The sequence below is a fragment of the Anoxybacillus sp. FSL W8-1294 genome (genome assembly GCF_037965005.1).
Classification (GTDB): domain Bacteria; phylum Bacillota; class Bacilli; order Bacillales; family Anoxybacillaceae; genus Anoxybacillus; species Anoxybacillus flavithermus_G.
Genome location: NZ_CP150179.1, coordinates 364,829 through 384,666, shown reverse-complemented (window position 1 = coordinate 384,666; position 19,838 = coordinate 364,829). Strand labels below are relative to the sequence as shown.

24 protein-coding genes and 1 pseudogene are annotated in these 19,838 nt (G+C 42.6%); 12 read left to right on the top strand and 13 right to left on the bottom strand.

What is annotated here, in order from left to right; genetic code table 11:
* Positions 1-27: 27 nt before the first annotated feature.
* Positions 28-222 carry an SE1561 family protein gene (locus tag NSQ23_RS02130; RefSeq protein WP_035020549.1) on the bottom strand — a complete coding sequence of 65 codons (195 nt, stop codon included), beginning with the start codon at positions 220-222 and terminating at the stop codon, positions 28-30.
* A gap of 112 nt (positions 223-334) precedes the next feature.
* On the opposite strand from NSQ23_RS02130, the gene yfkAB reads away from it, so the two are divergent.
* Positions 335-1,459 carry a radical SAM/CxCxxxxC motif protein YfkAB gene (yfkAB, locus tag NSQ23_RS02125; RefSeq protein ID WP_339172605.1) on the top strand — a complete coding sequence of 375 codons (1,125 nt, stop codon included), beginning with the start codon at positions 335-337 and terminating at the stop codon, positions 1,457-1,459.
* Between the two features lie 35 nt (positions 1,460-1,494).
* On the opposite strand, the gene NSQ23_RS02120 is transcribed toward yfkAB, so the two are convergent.
* Together NSQ23_RS02120 and cax are read right to left on the bottom strand one after the other, a co-directional pair.
* Positions 1,495-2,247 carry a YfkD family protein gene (locus tag NSQ23_RS02120; RefSeq protein ID WP_339174234.1) on the bottom strand — a complete coding sequence of 251 codons (753 nt, stop codon included), beginning with the start codon at positions 2,245-2,247 and terminating at the stop codon, positions 1,495-1,497.
* 125 nt (positions 2,248-2,372) lie between these two features.
* Positions 2,373-3,422: a calcium/proton exchanger gene (gene cax, locus NSQ23_RS02115; RefSeq protein ID WP_192948665.1), complete on the bottom strand. Its 1,050-nt coding sequence runs from the start codon at positions 3,420-3,422 to the stop codon at positions 2,373-2,375.
* Positions 3,423-3,562: 140 nt separating this feature from the next.
* Here cax and NSQ23_RS02110 point away from each other — a divergent pair, with 140 nt between their 5' ends.
* Both NSQ23_RS02110 and NSQ23_RS02105 read left to right on the top strand, forming a co-directional pair.
* Positions 3,563-4,735 carry an MFS transporter gene (locus NSQ23_RS02110; protein ID WP_339172603.1) on the top strand — a complete coding sequence of 391 codons (1,173 nt, stop codon included), beginning with the start codon at positions 3,563-3,565 and terminating at the stop codon, positions 4,733-4,735.
* Positions 4,736-4,800: 65 nt separating this feature from the next.
* On the top strand, positions 4,801-4,947 hold the full coding sequence (locus NSQ23_RS02105) for a BH0509 family protein (RefSeq protein ID WP_004888862.1): 147 nt from the start codon (positions 4,801-4,803) through the stop codon (positions 4,945-4,947).
* 206 nt (positions 4,948-5,153) lie between these two features.
* On the opposite strand, the gene NSQ23_RS02100 is transcribed toward NSQ23_RS02105, so the two are convergent.
* The 4 genes from NSQ23_RS02100 to iscB (NSQ23_RS02085) all read right to left on the bottom strand — a co-directional run bounded on the left by NSQ23_RS02100 (position 5,154) and on the right by iscB (NSQ23_RS02085) (position 8,096).
* Complete coding sequence (locus NSQ23_RS02100; RefSeq protein ID WP_192948664.1) at positions 5,154-5,987, bottom strand: YihY/virulence factor BrkB family protein; 834 nt, start codon at positions 5,985-5,987, stop codon at positions 5,154-5,156.
* Positions 5,988-6,006: 19 nt separating this feature from the next.
* The gene (locus NSQ23_RS02095) at positions 6,007-6,270 is read right to left on the bottom strand and encodes a glycine/betaine ABC transporter substrate-binding protein (RefSeq protein WP_091702996.1); all 264 of its coding nucleotides are present in this window, start codon (positions 6,268-6,270) and stop codon (positions 6,007-6,009) included.
* 13 nt (positions 6,271-6,283) lie between these two features.
* Complete coding sequence (locus NSQ23_RS02090) at positions 6,284-6,754, bottom strand: low molecular weight protein-tyrosine-phosphatase (protein ID WP_004888859.1); 471 nt, start codon at positions 6,752-6,754, stop codon at positions 6,284-6,286.
* Positions 6,755-6,815: 61 nt separating this feature from the next.
* On the bottom strand, positions 6,816-8,096 hold the full coding sequence (gene iscB, locus NSQ23_RS02085; RefSeq protein WP_339174231.1) for an RNA-guided endonuclease IscB: 1,281 nt from the start codon (positions 8,094-8,096) through the stop codon (positions 6,816-6,818).
* Positions 8,097-8,402: 306 nt separating this feature from the next.
* Here iscB (NSQ23_RS02085) and NSQ23_RS02080 point away from each other — a divergent pair, with 306 nt between their 5' ends.
* Complete coding sequence (locus NSQ23_RS02080) at positions 8,403-8,621, top strand: DUF1128 domain-containing protein (protein WP_004888858.1); 219 nt, start codon at positions 8,403-8,405, stop codon at positions 8,619-8,621.
* Here NSQ23_RS02080 and NSQ23_RS02075 read toward each other — a convergent pair.
* Both NSQ23_RS02075 and iscB (NSQ23_RS02070) read right to left on the bottom strand, forming a co-directional pair.
* Entirely contained in the window at positions 8,616-9,008 is a 393-nt protein-coding gene (locus NSQ23_RS02075; protein WP_241735389.1) for an HD domain-containing phosphohydrolase, read from the bottom strand. The genes NSQ23_RS02080 and NSQ23_RS02075 overlap by 6 nt on opposite strands.
* A gap of 72 nt (positions 9,009-9,080) precedes the next feature.
* Complete coding sequence (iscB, locus tag NSQ23_RS02070) at positions 9,081-10,361, bottom strand: RNA-guided endonuclease IscB (protein ID WP_129000648.1); 1,281 nt, start codon at positions 10,359-10,361, stop codon at positions 9,081-9,083.
* Positions 10,362-10,752: 391 nt separating this feature from the next.
* Between iscB (NSQ23_RS02070) and NSQ23_RS02065 the strand changes: the two genes are divergently transcribed.
* The 7 genes and pseudogenes from NSQ23_RS02065 (at position 10,753) to NSQ23_RS02035 (ending at position 16,224) form a co-directional block, all read left to right on the top strand.
* Positions 10,753-11,460 (top strand): phosphoadenylyl-sulfate reductase, encoded by a 708-nt coding sequence (locus tag NSQ23_RS02065; RefSeq protein ID WP_192948663.1) that lies wholly within the window; start codon positions 10,753-10,755, stop codon positions 11,458-11,460.
* Positions 11,461-11,473: 13 nt separating this feature from the next.
* Positions 11,474-12,519 (top strand): annotated as a pseudogene (locus NSQ23_RS02060) (inorganic phosphate transporter).
* Positions 12,520-12,563: 44 nt separating this feature from the next.
* Positions 12,564-13,643 (top strand): sulfate adenylyltransferase, encoded by a 1,080-nt coding sequence (sat, locus tag NSQ23_RS02055; RefSeq protein WP_004888853.1) that lies wholly within the window; start codon positions 12,564-12,566, stop codon positions 13,641-13,643.
* Positions 13,640-14,227, top strand: coding sequence for an adenylyl-sulfate kinase (gene cysC, locus NSQ23_RS02050; RefSeq protein WP_064221364.1), 588 nt, complete (start codon positions 13,640-13,642; stop codon positions 14,225-14,227). Before sat ends, cysC begins: the two co-directional genes overlap by 4 nt.
* Positions 14,228-14,236: 9 nt before the next feature.
* The gene (gene cobA / locus NSQ23_RS02045) at positions 14,237-15,010 is read left to right on the top strand and encodes a uroporphyrinogen-III C-methyltransferase (RefSeq protein WP_004888851.1); all 774 of its coding nucleotides are present in this window, start codon (positions 14,237-14,239) and stop codon (positions 15,008-15,010) included.
* A gap of 3 nt (positions 15,011-15,013) precedes the next feature.
* Positions 15,014-15,730: a sirohydrochlorin chelatase gene (locus tag NSQ23_RS02040; protein WP_339172599.1), complete on the top strand. Its 717-nt coding sequence runs from the start codon at positions 15,014-15,016 to the stop codon at positions 15,728-15,730.
* The gene (locus NSQ23_RS02035) at positions 15,712-16,224 is read left to right on the top strand and encodes an NAD(P)-binding protein (protein WP_339172597.1); all 513 of its coding nucleotides are present in this window, start codon (positions 15,712-15,714) and stop codon (positions 16,222-16,224) included. Before NSQ23_RS02040 ends, NSQ23_RS02035 begins: the two co-directional genes overlap by 19 nt.
* Before the next feature lie 24 nt (positions 16,225-16,248).
* Here NSQ23_RS02035 and NSQ23_RS02030 read toward each other — a convergent pair whose 3' ends face one another.
* A complete protein-coding gene (locus NSQ23_RS02030; RefSeq protein WP_339174228.1) occupies positions 16,249-16,980 on the bottom strand; it encodes a DUF4397 domain-containing protein in 732 nt (243 codons plus the stop codon).
* A gap of 113 nt (positions 16,981-17,093) precedes the next feature.
* Here NSQ23_RS02030 and NSQ23_RS02025 point away from each other — a divergent pair, with 113 nt between their 5' ends.
* On the top strand, positions 17,094-17,372 hold the full coding sequence (locus NSQ23_RS02025) for an acylphosphatase (RefSeq protein WP_004888848.1): 279 nt from the start codon (positions 17,094-17,096) through the stop codon (positions 17,370-17,372).
* Between the two features lie 16 nt (positions 17,373-17,388).
* On the opposite strand, the gene NSQ23_RS02020 is transcribed toward NSQ23_RS02025, so the two are convergent.
* From NSQ23_RS02020 to NSQ23_RS02010, 3 genes are read right to left on the bottom strand one after another with little or no spacing between them, the layout of a single operon-like run.
* Complete coding sequence (locus NSQ23_RS02020) at positions 17,389-17,535, bottom strand: FeoB-associated Cys-rich membrane protein (protein ID WP_004888847.1); 147 nt, start codon at positions 17,533-17,535, stop codon at positions 17,389-17,391.
* A gap of 14 nt (positions 17,536-17,549) precedes the next feature.
* A complete protein-coding gene (gene feoB, locus NSQ23_RS02015; protein ID WP_339172595.1) occupies positions 17,550-19,553 on the bottom strand; it encodes a ferrous iron transport protein B in 2,004 nt (667 codons plus the stop codon).
* Positions 19,550-19,780 carry a FeoA family protein gene (locus NSQ23_RS02010; protein WP_339172593.1) on the bottom strand — a complete coding sequence of 77 codons (231 nt, stop codon included), beginning with the start codon at positions 19,778-19,780 and terminating at the stop codon, positions 19,550-19,552. The genes feoB and NSQ23_RS02010 overlap by 4 nt, the downstream gene beginning before the upstream one ends.
* Positions 19,781-19,838: the final 58 nt, after the last annotated feature.

The following is a 19,838-nucleotide window of genomic DNA, read 5'->3' as shown; positions in this document are numbered from 1 at the left end:
TCTTTTTCAAACGCAAAAAAAAGCCGCTTAGCGACTTTTTTCCCAATCTTTTTTAAACCGCTCGTATTTCATTTCTAAATCATCAATCATTTGAATAAGACGGTCAATATCTTCTAATTCAGCCGTTTCTGGATCGAGCGCTTCGAGCACTTCAAGAAACATATTTAAGCGCGTTTTTAAATAGGATAGTTGTAGATTTTGATCTGATACTGCGTTGCCCAACGTCGTCACCTCGCTTTTTCTTTATCGTACACAATCGCAACATCGTTGACAATCGTTCCATTTCGTTTGCATAATTATCGTTAGGTCTATTTTAATTAAAAGGAGCTTGATTATGGGAACATTATTGCGTCAAGCGATTACCCCTACATTTGACCCATGGGAAGCATATATGGATGTCGAACAGTACGGCAGCATGCAGTTGACAAATATCGAGTTTACAACAACGACGCTCTGTAATATGCGTTGTGAGCATTGTGCAGTCGGTTATACGTTGCGTACGAAAGATCCTGAGGCGTTGCCGCTTGATCTCCTTCTTCGCCGTCTCGATGAAATTCCGCACTTGCGCTCGTTAAGCATTACAGGCGGTGAACCAATGGTTTCGATGAAATCTGTTGAGCAATACGTCGTGCCGCTGTTAAAATATGCACACGAACGCGGGGTGCGCACACAAATTAACTCAAATTTAACGCTCGACTTAGAACGGTACGAAAAAATCATCCCTTACTTAGATGTTTTGCACATTTCGCATAATTGGGGCACGATCGATGATTTTGTCGAAGGCGGTTTTGCGATGATGGAGAAAAAGCCGACCGTTGCACAGCGTGAGCGTTATTTTATACGCATGATCGAAAATGCACGTGCCATTTCGAAAACGGGCGTCATCGTATCCGCGGAGACGATGTTAAATAAACGGACGCGCCCACACTTAGCAACGATCCATCGCCAAATTGTAAACGACATGGGCTGTAAACGACATGAAGTGCATCCGATGTATCCGAGTGACTTTGCGAGCAACTTGGAAACGTTAACGCTCGATGAACTGCGCGAAACGATTCATCATTTGCTCGATATACGAGATGAAAATGTTTGGATGTTATTCGGTACGTTACCATTTTATCCATGTAGTGACAACGAAGAAGATTTAGCTCTCTTAAAACGTTTATATGCAAGTAAAAATGTTACAGTACGAAACGATCCAGATGGACGTTCACGGTTAAACGTCAACATCTTTACAGGTGACATCATTGTGACTGATTTCGGTGATGAACCGACGCTCGGAAACATTCAAACCGACTCGCTTCTTTCTGCTTATGACAAATGGATGGCATCTCATTTAGCAAAATCACTAAACTGCCACTGCCCTGCGGTGAAATGTTTAGGACCAAACGTGCTCGTGAAAAACCGTTATTACCCAGACATTGATTTTACAACGCGAAAAGCAAAAATTGAACGATAAAAAGCTTGTCGAACATACGACAAGCTTTTTTTGTATCATCTCGGCACATCGCTCGCAACAAATGCGAATGATAGACGGTCTTGCACAGGAATCCAAGCACCGATACCTTGCGATGTTACGTTTTTCACGACAATGCTCTTTTTCTTTCCTTTTAAAACAATATATACTTCGCCATATGTGACTTTTCCTTTTTCGTTTACCGCAGGAGCATAGGCATATAAATAGCCTAATTTTTTTGGTGGAACGTTATATGCTTGTTCCTTTTTCGTCCCCATGCCGATCCACGTGCTAAAAGAGAGCGGTAAATTCGTCTTTTTCATCGCTGTCAACAACATCATTTTTTTCACATCTTCTTCATTCGGGATGTTTGCGGTCAACCCACCGCGCACTTGTTTTTGCATCTCTTGGCGATACGTCAATCGAACAGCCGTTTTCCCACCACGATTGTCAATAAAGTTTGTATTCACTTTTTGATACTCCCAGTTCGTTGATGTTTCTGTCGATTCGTAATTCAATGGCCATTGCCCTAAATAAATCGTTGCCTCATAGCCAATCGCAAAAGGCGTGCTTGAAATCGACGATTCGTTTAAAAGACGAATTAATTCCGGATTTTCAATTTTAACATTCGCGGACTGAAGCAGTTGTTTCGCTAGTTCGCTCGGTTGTAAATACGGCAAATTTTGTGTCGGATTCGGATACGTATTTTCTTTTGAAATGTCAATGACCGATGGCGGGAGCTTGACAGTTGCTTCGCTCATCGTTGGCATACAGAAGAAAATAAACATCATGCTGAAAGCAAACCATCTCTTCATACGTAAGCCCCTTTCCTTTTTACGTTGTTCATCGTTATTTTTTTCAAAAGTAAACAATTTATCCTCTTCACAAAAAAAATCCGTCAGCAACTGCTGACGGATTACAACAAATAAAATCCGATTCCCATAATCATATACGCTCCAAGCAATGTCGCTCCTTCAAACCAGTTTGTATCTCCATCGTTCGAAAGCACAATTGTCAACAATACCGCTGTCACCATTGCAACAAGTTCTGGAAGCGTAAAGACGAGCGCCATTTTCGTCGGAAATGCAAGCGATACAAGCACTAATACAGGCGCAACAAACATCGCAATTTGAAGCGTTGAACCAACGGCAATTTCAACAGCGACGTTTATTTTATTTTTATATGCCATAATAATGGCGGAAGCATGCTCAGCGGCATTTCCGACAATCGCGACAATAATGACACCGATAAACAGTTCGCTCCAGCCAAACGAATGGGCGACGACTTCAAACGTATGAACTAAGCTTTCTGATACATATGCTACAGCCGCAGTAGCAAGCGCTAAAATGAGCATCGCTTTTCCTTTTGACCATTCTGGCTCTTCATGTTCTTCCTCATCTTCTTTATGTTGATATACACCGCGATGAGTGACGAGTTTAAAATATAGTGCAGCTAAATAGAGCGCAATCATAATGACTGAAATGCCTACGCTTAACGACAGCGTCTTTTGTTCATTCATCGTCATCGAAAACACTTCTGGAATAACAAAGGCAACTAAAATGGCAAACGTTAATAGACCTGAGTTATGGCGCGCATCATATACGTTAAATGATTGCCGTTTATATTTTAAACCGCCGACAAAAAACGATAAGCCTGCCACAAGCAGTAAGTTACCAAGCACAGAGCCGGTTAACGATGCAAGCACGACACCAACTAATCCAGCTTTTAGCGCAAAAATCGAAATGATGAGTTCTACCGCATTGCCAAATGTCGCATTTAACAAACCGCCAATGCGCGGCCCTGCCACAATTGCCAAGCTTTCTGTCGCTCGCCCCATATAACTAGCAAGTGCAATAATGGTAACACAGTAAACGACAAACATCGGTGCTGCGGGCCAATGAAGCAAACTTCCTGCAACAGAAAGCGGCACACCAATCGCCGTCAATAAAAAAAAGATGCGTTCCATCGAATCGTCCCCTTTTTCATTTATGGAATATCAACCATATTTTACACAAATTCATTTCCGTTTTCATCTGTCTTTTTTGTTGCTTCTTCGCATAAAACATTTTAACATCGAACATAGTGAACACGTTACAGGAGGTCATTATGCAACAACGTCATTTTTTCATCTTAGTTAGCATTGTCATGATTTCAGGTCTTTCCCAAGGGCTACTATTGCCGCTCATCTCTATCATTTTTGAGCAAAGTGGCGTGCATTCATCGCTTAGCGGCATACATGCGACAGCTATGTACATCGGCGTTCTCGTCGTGTCGCCGTTTTTAGAGCGCCCGCTTCGCCGCTACGGCTTTAAACGTTTAATTATGCTCGGTGGGGCGATCGTAATCGTTTCGTTAGCGATTTTTCCGGTTTCATCGTCGCTTTTGTTTTGGTTTATGCTTCGATTGCTCATTGGTGTTGGCGACCATATTCTTCATTTTGGTTCTCAAACATGGATTACGTCTGCTTCGCCCGCTCACCGACGAGGTCGCAACATTTCGTTATATGGCTTGTCGTTTGGGGTCGGCTTTATGATCGGTCCGCTTCTCGTTCCGCTTGTTCACATACATGAGTCGTTGCCGTTCATTGTTTCATCATTGCTTAGCTTATGTGGATGGGTGCTATTATTTTTTCTCCCACATGCCTATCCTGAAACAGAGCAAGCTGAAAAAATTGGCACGCTACGCTTTTTTCATGCTTGGAAACAAGCGTGGCCCGCATTGTTATTGCCGTTTGGCTACGGATTTTTAGAAGCTTCACTCCATAGCATGTTTCCGATTTACGCCTTGCGAAATGGACTACATGTTGAGACGGTCGCGATAATGCTTCCGGCGTTTGCGCTTGGCGGAATCGCTTTTCAACTCCCGCTTGGCGTATTAAGTGATCGCTTCTCGCGAAAAGCGATGATCACCGTTTCGTTAACCGTCGGATCGATCTGCTTTATCATTGCACAATGGTTCATTTCTCCTGTGCCGTTGACAGTCACCTTTTTTGTCGCAGGTATGTTTGTCGGTTCACTTTTTTCGCTCGGCATGGCGTATATGACCGATTTGTTGCCAAAATCACTTCTTCCTGTCGGCAACATATTGTGCGGGATGTTATATAGCATCGGCAGCATATGTGGGCCTGCGATTGGGGGCATTGTATTACAACAGCAAGAAAGGCTATTTTTCTTTAGCGTGAGTTCGCTACTGTTTCTTTTATTACTTGCCCAGCGTCCGCTCACGAAATTTTCAAAATATTTTTCAAAAAAACAAGAAAAAAACATTGACGCTTTTTAAGCCTCTGTTATATAATACAATTAAACAAAACAAACTGTTTTAAAACAGAGGGGAGAGCGATGATGATGAGTAGAGAAGAAAGAAAAAATATGATTGAGTTTATTACAAAATTACGGAGCTTTAATCAAGAACAACTCGTTTATATGACTGATGAAGAAATCGAACATATTTACAACCAAACATACTATCATTACGAAGAAATCGCAGAATAAAGAGGGATGCGCGCCGCATCCCTCTTCTCTTTAGTGATATCCGTTTTGTCCATTCGCACTGCTACTCGTTTTATGTTTCGGGCGGTTTTTTCCTTTTTGCTTTGTTCCGCCGTCTTTTTTCGTTTTTTTCGTCACGTATATTCCCCCTTCATATCCACGTTCACTTTTAATATGGTTTAACCGCGTTTTTTTATAAGAGGGAATAACTACCGTATGCGCATATTTCCTTCTCGTTTACAACAAAGAATAGCGTTTAGCTCCCCACCTAATACAATCATCATGCCAGATAAATAAAACCAAACCATTAACGCAATAATTCCGCCTAAGCTGCCATACATCGCAGAATAGTTACCGAACTGGTTTACATAGGTAGAAAAAGCAAGTGAGACGCCCATCCAACCTACAGTCGCAAATAACGCTCCTATCCATACGTCGCGAAACCGGACATGTTTGCTTGGGGCAAAAACGTATAACACAGAAAAAACAAAAAATAAAATGACAAAGCTAACAAACCAACGAATTGTTTCCCATACGTGTAAAAACACATCAGAAAGACCAAACGCTGAAAAAAGAAATGTACCGATCATTTTTCCGAATACAGGGAAGACGAGCGCGACAATAATGACAAAAATCATCGCAAAAGTAAGCAAGATCGAAACTCCACGAGCAACGAGAAAAGAGCGTGTTTCTTTCACATCGTATGCTCGATTTAATGCCCGAATAATGGCCGACATACCGTTCGATGCAGCCCACACCGTAGCAAGCACGCTAAAAGATAACCACTTTCCACTTTGCGCTGCTATAAGTTGTTTAATGTTTGTCTCAATTAAATGCGCCGTTTCGCTTGGCGCATATTGATTGAAAAAGGCGATCACATCTTCGTGCGGGATAGGCAAATACGATAAAAACGTTAACAAAAACAGTAAAAATGGAAATAGCGACAGCAAAAAGAAATATGCTAACTCAGCGGATAAATCAAAAATTTCATCTTCTTCAAACCGTTTCATTAGCTCACGAACAACAGAAAAGCTAACAATCATCTCCCACCCCACCTCGCTTCTACGAGGAACGTTTACGAATCAGCTCCTCTATCCACTCCATCACTTGCGGTGTTGTTTCTTTTACTTCACTTAGTTTATTCACAATAAACTGCAAATCATTCATCATCTCGTCTACATGTTGTCTCGTTTGATGAACAGTCTCCTTTACTTGTTCTACGCTATCCATCCACTCACGACACGTTTCTTTAATGACTTGTCTTGTTTTGTTATTCGCTAACAACAAAGCTATCCCTGCTAATGCAATCCATTTCCCCTTTCCCATCGTCTTCTCCCCCTTACAACGAATGATCTCGTTTTATTCGCTCTAATATATGTTTACATCCTTCTTCGACTAATTCGTACACTTCTTCAAAATTTCCTGTAAAGTACGGATCAGGGACATCGTCTACGCGACGGTTTGGCACAAAATCCATAAAACGAGCAATGACAGCGTGCGACGAATCGCCAACAAGGCGACGAAGATGAGCGATATTATCGCTATCCATTCCGATAATATAATCGAATGTATGAAAATCTTCTTTTGAAATTTGACGTGCTTTTAACCCTGTAAAGTCAATTTGTTTTTCCGTTAAAATACGCTGAGTCCCGTGATGTGGTGGTTTCCCCACATGCCAATTGCCCGTTCCTGCCGAATCAACAGAAATGACATGATCGAGCCCTTCTTGTTTTACAAGGTGACGAAATACAGCTTCTGCCATCGGCGAACGACAAATATTCCCTAAACAAACGAATAATACACGAATCATTTCCTCTCACGAAACTTACGCAAGGAAGCCCCTGCCTTTAGGCACGGGGAGGAATTGCACCTTACGCAAGTTCCGCCACCCCCTTTCCATAAGCATATCCGTCAAATCGCTGAATGACTTGGACATATCTATAATTTATTCCTTGTGCGATACGCTTTCCGTCCTTGCCTTTAATATCGAAACTTCCAGTCTTTCTACATGCGACTTCGCCAAACCAAACGCCTTGATATTTCCCTCTTGGGACAACAGCCTTAACCATGTCCCCTGTTTGAAAACCAAAGAAGAATTTTTGTCTTGCAAGATAACCTCTTGGGAAGCCATATCTATCTAGGTTTGTACGAGAGCGACTACCACGCCCTTTTGCCTTGATAAATAACACTTCTTTTGTTTTGAAATATAAGTGATTTGTTGTGCTTTCGCCTACACAACAAGCGTCAAAATAATGTGTTTTCGGCAAGTCTAAACGAATACGATTCATTTTTGTTCGTGCACCTGTTCCACACTCGACATCTAATCCTGTCTGCTTTAACACTTCATACACTTTCCATCTTGTCGAGTTGATAGCACTTGTATCCTTTAATGTTTCTTTGACTTGCTTTTGAATGTGCGGATACCCGAATTCTTCTGCTGTCTTACTTCCTTTGCGCTGATTACAGTCATGACAGGCAAGACATAGGTTATCCACTCGGTCTGTTCCACCTCTCGATTTTGGAATGATATGCTCCACTTCAAGTGGAACATTTTCTTTTCCGCAATAACAACACTTCCGCCCAAACTTTTCAAGCAAATACTCCCGTACTTCATATCCTTGTAGCGTGCCTTGTTGATACTCTACACCATTGATTTCAGGATTTCGCATGAGTTGCGTGTCGAATTTGGCATTTTCGTATGATATATACCCAATGGGGCATAACTTTTTTAGACGGCTAACCCATGTTTGGATATTTTGCACACGACTCTCTAGTGATGACGGCAACCACCCCTCCTTTCGCTTGCGGTTCAGAAAGCGTGGTTTTCTGTATCTTGTTTTTCGATTTCGTCTTGCTCGACGAAAAGCACGCCTTTTATCCATTCTTTCCTTGATGTCTGTGCGATGGTCAAGTTGCCCTAACCATACCACTTCTTGTCCTCGCAAAATCGCTAATCCTGTATGCCTGCTTCCATAGTCGATTTTTAGCCGATATGTTGCTTTAATTTCTGATTCGTCTACTGATTTTTTCAAGATGATGGTAAATGGAAATCGCCTGTAAATCGCCGCCTTCCCTTGTTTCAACAGCTTTCTTGCAACTGCTTCGTGACAAGGAGCAAGCGGACGTTTGTTTGTGTCTAACACAAAAACCATAGGGTTCTCCCCTTTCCTCTGCATAAAGCAGGTCATATTCTCCTCGACCATGTTATAGATGCTTGTTATGTGCAAGACACTAGCGCTACCCACCACGCTTGTTTAACCTTGCACGACAGAGGAACGGGCTGGAGAAGCACCCGAACGTGTCATGACATCTATAACGTAGGCTCTGTTTCAAGCCTTGGTCTGGTCAACATGGGGCTTACAAGCCCATGACTTTAGTCGTTGGGTTGTTGACTCCTTAAAACAAAGTAGAATGAACCTTTAAACAATGATACAATAGACGCAAGCATACAGGAAAGGATGACGACGATGCATTTATCCGTTGAACAAATGATCGAACAAATAAAAGAAAAGTTAAAAGTATTAAATTTTGATGCCATTAAACCGGACCATTTCGATGAACAGCTATACGATGAATTAAAAGATATATACGATATGGTGATGAAAAAGCAAACATTTAGTCCAAGCGAAATGCAAGCAATCGCTGAAGAGCTTGGAAACTTGCGAAAAAAACTATAAAATTGCCTGTCCGGCAATGAGGAGCGACGGATGATCAACAAGCGAAATTTCCTCATGTGTATCCATATATCGGACATATGGACGTTGCATATGCTCAACAATTTTTGTCACGATTGCGTTTCTTCCGTCGCTCATTTTCACTGTCATTCCCGGCAAATAAGCAGGAATCGTATCAACGAACAACCGTACGAGCTGCTGGCTATATCGAATACTACTTCGCGCCATAATAATTTCAAGCGCTTCGTGCGGCGGTACAAATTCCGTTGAAATTAAGTTTTCATATTCATTCGCAATCGCACATATTTGAGCGTACAAATGAATGTTCGTTTCTTTTAATCCGCGCGGTGCACCAGAACCATCTGCATGCTCATGATGTTGATACGCCATATGTGCGCATAACAAACTCACGAAACTTACGCAAGGAAGCCCCTGCCTTTAGGCACGGGGAGGAATTGCACCTTACGCAATGTTCATTCCCTCCCTTCGATATGTGTATCCGTCGAATCGCTGAATGACTTGGACATATCTATAATTTATTCCTTGTGCGATACGTTTACCGTCCTTACCTTTAATATCGAAACTTCCAGTCTTTCTGCATGATACTTCGCCAAACCAAACGCCTTGATATTTCCCTCTTGGGATAACAGCCTTAACCATGTCCCCTGTTTGGAAGCCAAAGAAGAACTTTTGTCTTGCAAGATAACCTCTTGGGAAGCCATATCTATCTAGGTTTGTGCGTGAACGACTACCACGCCCCTTTGCTCTAATGAATAACACTTCTTTTGTTTTGAAATATAAGTGATTTGGTGTGCTTTCTCCCACGCAACAAGCGTCAAAATAGTGTGTTTTCGGCAAGTCTAAACGAATACGATTCATTTTCGTTCGTGCACCTGTTCCACACTCTACTTCGCATCCGCTTTGTTTTAACACTTCATACACTTTCCACCTTGTCGAGTTGACAGCACTTGCATCTTTTAATGATTCTTTGACTTGCTTTTGAATGTGCGGATACCCGAATTCTTCTGCTGTCTTACTTCCTTTGCGCTGATTACAGTCATGACAGGCAAGACATAGGTTATCCACTCGGTCTGTTCCACCTCTCGATTTTGGAATGATATGCTCCACTTCAAGTGGAACATTTTCTTTTCCGCAATAACAACACTTCCGCCCAAACTTTTCAAGCAAGTATTCTCTTACTTCGTATCCTTGAAGCGTGCCTTGTTGATACTCAATGCCGCTGATTTCAGGATTTCGCATGAGTTGCGTGTCGAATTTGGTATTTTCGTATGATATATACCCAATGGGGCATAACTTCTTTAGGCGGTTAACCCATGTTTGGATATTTTGCACGCGACTCTCTAGTGATGGCGGCAACCACCCGTCTTTTCTCCTACGATTAAGAAAACGTGGTTTTCTGTATCGAGTTTTTCGATTTCGTCTTGCTCGACGGAAAGCACGCCTTTTATCCATTCTTTCCTTGATGTCTGTGCGATGGTCAAGTTGCCCTAACCATACCACTTCTTGTCCTCGCAAAATCGCAAGTCCTGTGTGTTTGCTTCCGTGATCGATTTTGAGCCGATACGGTGTTTTCGGTCGAAAATTATCGACAATTTCTTTTAAAATAATCGTAAATGGATAGCGTTTGTAGATCGCTGCCTTCCCTTGTTTCAACAGCTTTCTTGCAACTGCTTCGTGACAAGGAGCAAGCGGACACTTATTTGTGTCTAACACAAAAACCATAGGGTATTCCCCTTTCCTCTGCATAAAGCAGGTCATATTCTCCTCGACCATGTTATAGATGCTTGTTATGTGCAAGACACTAGCGCCACCCACCACGCTTGTTTAATCTTGCACGACAGAGGAACGGGCTGGAGAAGCACCCGAACGTGTCATGACATCTATAACGTAGGCTCTGTTTCAAGCCTTGGTCTGGTCAACATGGGGCTTACAAGCCCATGACTTTAGTCATTGGGTTGTTGACTTCAACATCTCCCATACAAACAGTATAATCATGTTTTTTTTCATTTGCCATGACGTTTTAAAAAAATAAATTCCGATAGAAAAACTATGATTGACATTCGGTTGAATTGTGTTAAAATTTAAAACAATCAAATAGTAAGGGGGATGAAGCATGATTACGTATGAAACGTGGGATGATGTCCAAAAACCTACTTTTCCAATAGATAATAATGAAAAAGGGGCACTACATGTGCTGTCATGGGCGTACGATCATTATGGTGATGATCTTTTGTATGCTTGCAGTTTCGGCATTGAAGGGATTGTGCTCATTGACCTTATTTCGCAAGTACGTGACGATGCGGAAATTGTTTTTCTCGATACGCATTTACATTTTTCTGAAACGTATGAAACGATTGAACGCGTGAAGCAAGCGTATCCTCGCTTGCGCATTCATTTGCAGTCCCCATCTTTATCGCTTGCAGAGCAAGAACAACAATTCGGGGCTGAGCTTTGGAAAAGAGATCCGAACAAATGCTGTGAACTAAGAAAAATTATTCCCCTTCGGCAAGCGATGACAGGAAAAAAAGCATGGATTTCTGGACTGCGCCGCGAGCAATCACCAACACGGCAACATGTCGAATTTATCAATCTCGATAAAAAGTTTCAAAACATTAAAGTTTGCCCGCTTATTCATTGGACGTGGAAAGACGTATGGCGCTACGTGCATCGCCACAATCTTTCCTATAACCCGCTTCATGATCGTGGATATCCGAGCATCGGTTGTGCACCATGTACAGCCCCTGCTTATACGGAAGAAGATTTGCGTTCTGGACGGTGGGCTGGGCTAGGAAAAACAGAATGCGGCTTGCACGAGTCGTAAAGGGGGAAACGCGTTGGTTACAGTTGCTTTTATTATCGCTTTTTTCTTTGCGATGAACATCGGGGGAAGCGGTGCTGCCGCAACGATGGGTGCTGCTTATGGGTCAGGCACATTGTCAAATAAGCGCATCGCTTTATTCATATGCGCTGTTGCTATTTTTCTCGGCAGCTTAAGCGGAGGAGAAGTCGTCAAAACGATCGGTTCTGGCATCGTCCCTACATCTATTTTGCAAACGGATCTTGTCGTCATCGTCTTAGCAGCCGCTACCATTTCATTATTTGCCGCAAACATGCTCGGCATTCCGTTATCCACAAGCGAAATTACAGTTGGGGCGGTCGTTGGAGCTGGCATTGCATATCAAAGTTTATACGTCAGCAAGCTTATGTGGATCGTTTCGTTTTGGATCATTACACCGTTCGCTGCTTTTTTTCTCGCTTTTTTCATTAGCAAGTGGATAAAAGGAAAAACATTGAAACAAAACAAATGGGTTGGCTTGTTGCTCATTATCGCTGGATTTTTCGAGGCATTTTCTGCAGGAATGAACAATGTCGCAAATGCTGTTGGTCCCCTTGTTGGAGCAGGTTTATTATCTGTCCAGCACGGCATCATTTTTGGTGGATTGTTCGTTGCACTAGGGGCGCTTTTGCTTGGCAGCCGCGTGCTAGAGACGAACGGGAAAAAATTACGACCTTCTCTCAACTTGAAGGGTGCATTATTTCAGGAATCGGCGCAACACTCGTTATCGTTTCGTCTCTTTTTGGCCTTCCCGTTCCGCTCACACAAATTACGACATCAGCCATCATCGGCATCGGCACAACAAAAAGTGGCTTTTCGATTTGGCAAAAGCAAATTGTCATTCAAGTGCTAAAAGTATGGATTGTCTCGCCTATTTTTTCACTAGCTGTCTCATATAGCTTAATTAAATTGTTCCTTCATAGCGATATTTATACAGCAATCGCCATTGTTAGTGTTTGTTTTGCTACACTCGGAACGATTAGCTTAAAAAAGACGATCACCGAGGAACGTCGTTCGTTTCACGAGCACGGTGGCGGTATTTAATCCTAGTTATTTTATAAGAATAATAAGTTTAGGAGGCATAAAAAATGAAACAAATTGTATTAAGTAAGGCAGAATTAAGTGACCTTGAATTGCTTGCGATTGGCGGCTATGCACCACTCACTGGATTTCTAGGGGAAGATGACTATCATTCCGTCGTCGAAACGATGCGACTAACGAATGGAGCAGTATGGAGCATCCCCATCACACTTGCGGTAACCGAACAACAAGCAAAACAACTATCGCTCGGTGATGAAGTCGAGCTCGTTTATGAACAAACCGTATACGGCACAATGGAAGTACAACATATATATCGCCCAGATAAGCGAAAAGAAGCTCTTCTTGTATACCAAACAGAAGACTTAGCACACCCTGGCGTTAAAAAATTATTTGAAAAACCAGATGTATATATTGGAGGCCCTGTCCAACTTGTACGCCAAACAGACAAAGGAATTTTTACACCGTTCTTTTTTACACCAAAAGAAACAAAACAACGATTTGCGGAACTTGGTTGGAAAACGGTCGTCGGGTTTCAAACGCGCAATCCGGTTCACCGTGCTCATGAATATATTCAAAAATGTGCACTTGAAATTGTCGACGGTCTTTATTTAAATCCGCTCGTTGGCGAAACGAAAGAAGATGACATCCCAGCAGACATTCGCCTAAAAAGCTATCAAGTGTTGCTTGAACATTATTATCCAAAAGATCGTGTTTTCCTTGGCGTATTTACGGCCGCGATGCGCTATGCAGGTCCACGTGAAGCCATTTTCCACGCGCTCGTACGTAAAAATTTTGGTTGCACGCACTTCATTGTCGGACGCGACCATGCGGGAGTCGGCAACTATTACGGCACGTATGATGCACAAAAAATTTTCTTACAGTTTACAAATGAAGAACTCGGCATTACTCCGCTCTTTTTCGAGCATAGCTTTTATTGCACAAAATGCGAAGCGATGGCGTCAACAAAAACATGCCCGCACGATGCAACAGCCCACGTCGTTCTTTCCGGCACAAAAGTAAGGGAAATGTTGCGAGCTGGTGAGATGCCACCGAGTACATTCAGCCGTCCCGAAGTGGTTCGCGTGCTGATGGATGGATTGCAAACAGTCGGAGGTGGACGGTCATGAATATCGTTTGGCATAAAGAAAGTGTGACAAAAGAAGATCGCCGAAAAAAAAATAACCATCACAGCTTCGTTCTTTGGTTTACTGGGTTATCGGGATCAGGGAAATCCACGTTAGCGAACGCTGTCGCGAAAACGTTGTTTGAACAAAACGTTCAATGTTACGTGCTTGATGGTGATAACGTGCGTCACGGTTTAAATAGCGACTTAGGTTTTTCCGCTGAAGATCGCACCGAAAATATTCGTCGCATTGGTGAAGTCGCGAAATTGTTTGTAGACAGCGGCCAAATCGTGCTCACGGCCTTTATTTCTCCTTTCCGCCAAGATCGCCAACTCGTTCGCAATAAACTAGAACAAGATGAGTTTGTAGAAGTTTACGTCCGCTGTCCGCTTGAAACGTGCGAACAACGTGATCCAAAAGGGTTGTACAAAAAGGCGCGCAATGGCGAAATTCGCGATTTCACCGGCATTGATTCGCCATATGAACCACCGCTTTCACCAGAACTTGTTGTCGATACAGAACAATATTCGATTGAACAATGCGTGCAACAAATTATTTCTTACTTAAAAAATAAACAATGGATTTAGGTGGAGACAATGGGGAAAGTATATTTAGTCGGCGCAGGTCCTGGGGATCCCGAACTCATTACCGTGAAAGGATTAAAATGCATTCAACAAGCAGACGTCATTTTATACGATCGCCTGATTAACGAACAGCTACTATCGTATGCCAAACGTGACGCAGATTTGATTTATTGCGGAAAGCTACCAAATTACCATACAATGAAACAAGAAACGATTAATCATTTTTTAGTGAAACATGCGAAAAAAGGGAAAACAGTCACGAGATTAAAAGGCGGCGATCCATTTATGTTTGGACGCGGTGGCGAGGAAGCGCAAGCACTTATGAAACACCGCATTCCTTTTGAAATCGTTCCAGGCATTACATCCGGCATCGCTGTTCCAGCATATGCGGGTATCCCTGTAACTCATCGCGACTTTAGCGCAAGTGTTGCGTTCGTTACAGGCCATCGCCGATGTGATGCCACAGATGCAGTACAGTGGGAACATTTAGCGAAAGGAGTCGATACGCTCGTCATTTATATGGGCGTAAAACAACTCCCTTTCATTTGCAAACAACTAAAGTTATATGGCAAACGGCCGCAAACTCCTGTTGCGATCATCCAATGGGGAACGCTTCCCGAACAAAAAACGATCGTAGCGACATTAGATACGGTTGTGGACGTTGTGAAAAAACATCCGATCTCTAATCCTAGCATCATTATTGTTGGAGAAGTCGTTCGGCTACATGAACAGCTGCAATGGTTTGAAATGATGATGGATGAAAAAATGGCACATGGAATGAGGTAGCGTATGAAGGCTGTTTTATATATTTGTCACGGAAGTCGTTCAGCAGAAGGACAAAAAGAGGCGGTCGCTTTCGTCGAACGTCTCTCTTCTTCTATTTCCATACCGATTCAACATATATGCTTTTTAGAATTATGTGAACCGAATATTGTCACAGGAGTGGAACGTTGTGTTCGTGAGGGAGCAAAAATGATCTATGCTATTCCCCTTTTACTATTGTCAGCTAATCACGCTAAACACGACATCCCGCTTGAACTAGAAAAAGCAAAAGAGATGTTTCCTTCTGTGACGATTACATACGGAAAGCCGTTCGGTGTGCAACATGATATCGTTTCCGCTATATCCGATACAATTCAACAAGCTGACGCCATTATGCTCGTTGGCCGCGGAAGTAGCGATACGGAAGCACAAGCGGATTTTCAGCAGATCGCTCATTTATTGCAAAACGAAACAAACATACCCGTATATCCATGTTATTTAGCGGCTGCTTCTCCTTCTTTTTCTGACGTTGTTGCTTCGCTTGCACATACAGGTTGTCATAAACAAGTTGCGGTTGTACCATACATTTTATTTTTCGGACAGCTGCTTGACTACATTCATCAGACGTTGCAAGCACAACAAACAAACGAGGTGTCATTTACGTTGTATCCTCCCATTCGAACATACGACGTTTTGGATCGTCTCGTTGAAAAACAATTGAATGAATGGGAGGAAAAGGTATGATCCCTCTTTTCGTGCGAATGACAGAAAAAAAAGTTGTCATTGCTGGCGGAGGGCAAATTGCTTATCGCCGCTTGCTTCCCCTGCTTCATGAAGGAGCCCACATTACCGTCATTAGCCCAGAAGTGATCGATGAGATTGTTCATTTAGCACAACAACAACAAATTACATGGCATGCGCGCGAAATCGAACCGAACGATTATGCCGATGCTTTTTTGATTATTGCAGCGACAAACGACCCGAATGTCAATGAACAAATCGCTACATATGCAGCGCCAAACCAACTTGTCAACGTAGCTAGCCATCATCTTCTCGGCAACGTTCATGTTCCTGCATTTTTTTCGCGCGGAAAATTACAAATCGCCATTACGACAGGTGGTGCAAGCCCGACTCTTGCCAAGCAAATCAAAAAACAACTTGAACAAATATTTGATGAATCGATTGCTGAATATATCGACGAGCTATATGAGCAACGGCAACAACGAAAAGAGCCTTGATCCTTTCGATCAAAGCTCTTTTTTTTACGACTCTAATACTAACACCTCTAATGAAGGAGTGCGGGATACGCAACCGACGGCAACGACCGTATAAGACTTATTTGGTTGGAAGCGCACATTGGGAATCGATAAAACGACTTGATTCGTCCCTGCCACACGTACATCGACATGCAATTTTTCATTGACTGGTGCGTCAATATAGTCTGTTACCTTTCCAAATGAAGCATGACGAAATAGCACATCACCATTGCGTAAAGCAATATCTACCGCTGGAGCATCTGGTGAAAAGTGAGCAAATCGCACCTTTGCTTTCCCGTACGGAGCATACGGATGGTCAAGAATAGGAAGAAGTTGCAAGCGATGCACATCACCGATCACCGCAAGCGTATACGTCATTTTCGGCAGTATTTGAATGGTTTGACTAAGAACCGGAGACGTCGTGTGTCCTGCTGGATACACATCGATACGATGTTCTCCTTTTGGCACTTTCATATACTGACTTAGCTGTTTATATTTCATATGGCGTAATATTTTTTGACCATTGATATATATGTCAACTGCAGGAGCATTTGGCGATGCATGGAATAAACGAACACGTCCAGCATCATCATCTCGCCCTTCTTCGCGTGACTTCACTATTTTTTCTACATACTCTATATGTTTTCGCATATACTTTTCATACTGTTCCCAATCTTTATATTGATAATAACGCGCCAACAAATCATACATAACCGCTTTTTGAATGTAGCGATCCATTTCGTTCACAGCTGTTCCTCCCTCGTAAATCTTTTTACGTATTCAACGTATGCAATGCGAGGTAGGCTGTTGTATGATTTTTATAGAAAATTTTTAGCGAAGGAGATAAACATATGATCGTTCGTTATTCCATTGTTGCGCACGGTCGCGTACAAGGTGTAGGGTTTCGCTACTTCGCCCAATATGAAGCAAGAAGACGGGGGCTGACTGGTTGGGTAAAAAATTGTGATGTCGACCATTTAATCGAAATAGAAGTGCAAGGAGAAGTTGAACGTGTGGAGGCGTTTGTTGATGAAATAAAAAAAGGGCCGCCATTTGCGCGTGTGGAACGAATAGAACAATACGCCATTCCTACAGTTCCTCACGAAACTACTTTTCGCATTATATATTGAAAAAAGCTGACTGATGTCAGCTTTTTTCATGACAACTTGTGCCGCACGATCCTTTGACAGAGCAAGCCGCACATGTTCCACGCTTACTTTTTTGAATGAAACGAAAAATCGTCCATGCTGCGTATCCAAAAATGACTGATCCGATAACAATATTCACAACCATATATATCCCTTCCTTTAGAAGCCAAGCAAGCTTCCGCCTTGGTAAATCACAAATGAAACAATATACGCCAGTACGAGCGCATATCCAATGGAAAACATCGTCCATTTTCGTGAACCTGTTTCTTTGTAAATCGTTGCAACAGTTGCTAAACATGGAACATATAGTAACACAAATACCATAAAACTAAACGCAGATAAAGCTGTAAAATGCGAGGCCATGAGCCCTTGAAGCGACTCAACATCAGGCACATGATAAATAATGTTCATCGTCGACACAACGACTTCTTTAGCTAAAAATCCGGTCAACAGTGCTGCTCCAGCTTGCCACGTTCCAAATCCAAGCGGTGCAAGTAACGGAGCAAGTACACCACCAATCATCGCCAAAAAGCTATCGTCCATGTTTACATTGATACCATGCGGTCCAACGTAAGATAATAGCCAGATGGCAACAGAACCGCCAAAAATGAACGTCCCTGCTTTTTTCACAAATCCTTTTCCTTTATCCCACGTGCTACGCCATAGCGCTTGCCATTGCGGCATACGGTATGGCGGTAATTCAACAACAAATACGGACGCTTCTTCTTTTAAAATTGTCAATGAAAATAGTTTCGCAAGTATAAGTGCGAGTGAAACACCAAGAACGTATAAAGAAAGAACGACAAGTGCCTGATTTGCCGCAAAAAACGCACCGACAAACAAAGCATATACAGGCAAACGGGCCGAACAAGACATAAGCGGCGTTAACAACATTGTCATAAGGCGCTCCCGTGGTTGCTCAATCGTCCGTGCCGCCATGACGCCCGGAACATTGCAACCAAACCCAATAATGAGCGGGATAAACGCTTTTCCATTTAATCCGACCGACTCCATTAATCGATCCATGACAAGCGCTACACGTGCCATATACCCTGAATCTTCTAAAAACGAAATAAAGAAAAATAAAATAAAAATTTGCGGTACAAAAACAAGGACACCGCCTACCCCTGCAATAATACCATCAACAACGAGCGCGCGAATAAATTCAGAAGCACCGATCGCTCCTAACATCGCCGTCACAAAATCAGTAAGCGGACCTGCAAAAAACGCATCAAGCAAATCGGAGAGCGGTGCCCCGAGCCAATCAAATGTGAGTTGAAATAATATATACATCGCCAGTAGAAAAATCGGAATGCCGACATATTTATTTGTGACTACCGCATCGATGCGGTCTGTCACCGTCACACGCGCAATTTTTTGGCGTTGCACTGACTGTTCAATCACTTCTCTTACAAAGGAGCGACGACGTTCGTAAATGAGCTGATCAAGCGGTGTTTGCTCGGCTTGTTGCACTTCTTTTTCGGCTTGTTCATATAATGAACGCCACGTTGTTTCCGGCAATTTTTCTGCTACATAATCGCGGACGTAGCTATTTCCTTCATAAAATTGAATGGCGAGCCAACGGGCAGGGAATTTCTCCTCCGCTCCCCACGTCTCAACAAAACGTGCAATCGCTCGTTCCAACGCGATTCCGTAATATATGTGGAGCGGTTTCACTTCTTGAGACACTTTTCCCATTAACATGCGCTCCACTTGATCGCACCCTTTTCCCGTTCGGGCAACGACTGAAACGATAGGTACATGCAACGCTTCCGCTAATTTTTTTTGATCGATGGATATCCCCCTTCTTTCTGCCACATCGACCATATTTAAAGCAATCGCCAATGGCTTACCAAATTCCAATAACTGTACAGTCAACAATAAATTTCGTTCTAATTGTGACGCATCGACGATATTTAAAATTTCATCGAACGGCTCCGTCAATAAAAATTGCGTCACAACCCGCTCATCACGGGACATCGGGTGAAGCGAATATACGCCGGGCAAATCAATTATTTTCGCTTTTTTACTGCGCAAAACGCCCACCTTTTTTTCAACCGTCACACCGCTCCAGTTTCCAACATACTCATACGTCCCTGTGAGCTGATTAAACAATGATGTTTTCCCTGTATTTGGGTTACCTACGAGTGCAACATGCATCATAACGGCTTCACCTGAATGTTTTTCGCTTCATTGCGACGGATGCCGACACATTGTCCATAATTCTCAATCATAAACGGCCCGCCAAGCGGCATCGTACATTTTAAACAAATTTCTGACCCCTCTGTTACACCCATATCTAGCAATCTTCTTTTTACTAAGTTGCTTACTTGTGATAAATCAACAATTTTTGCACGTTCCCCAACTCGTAATTGCGTCATCGCAACCATACGTAATCCCCCAATTAATAATGATAACCTTTATCAATACACATTATAATACCATAAA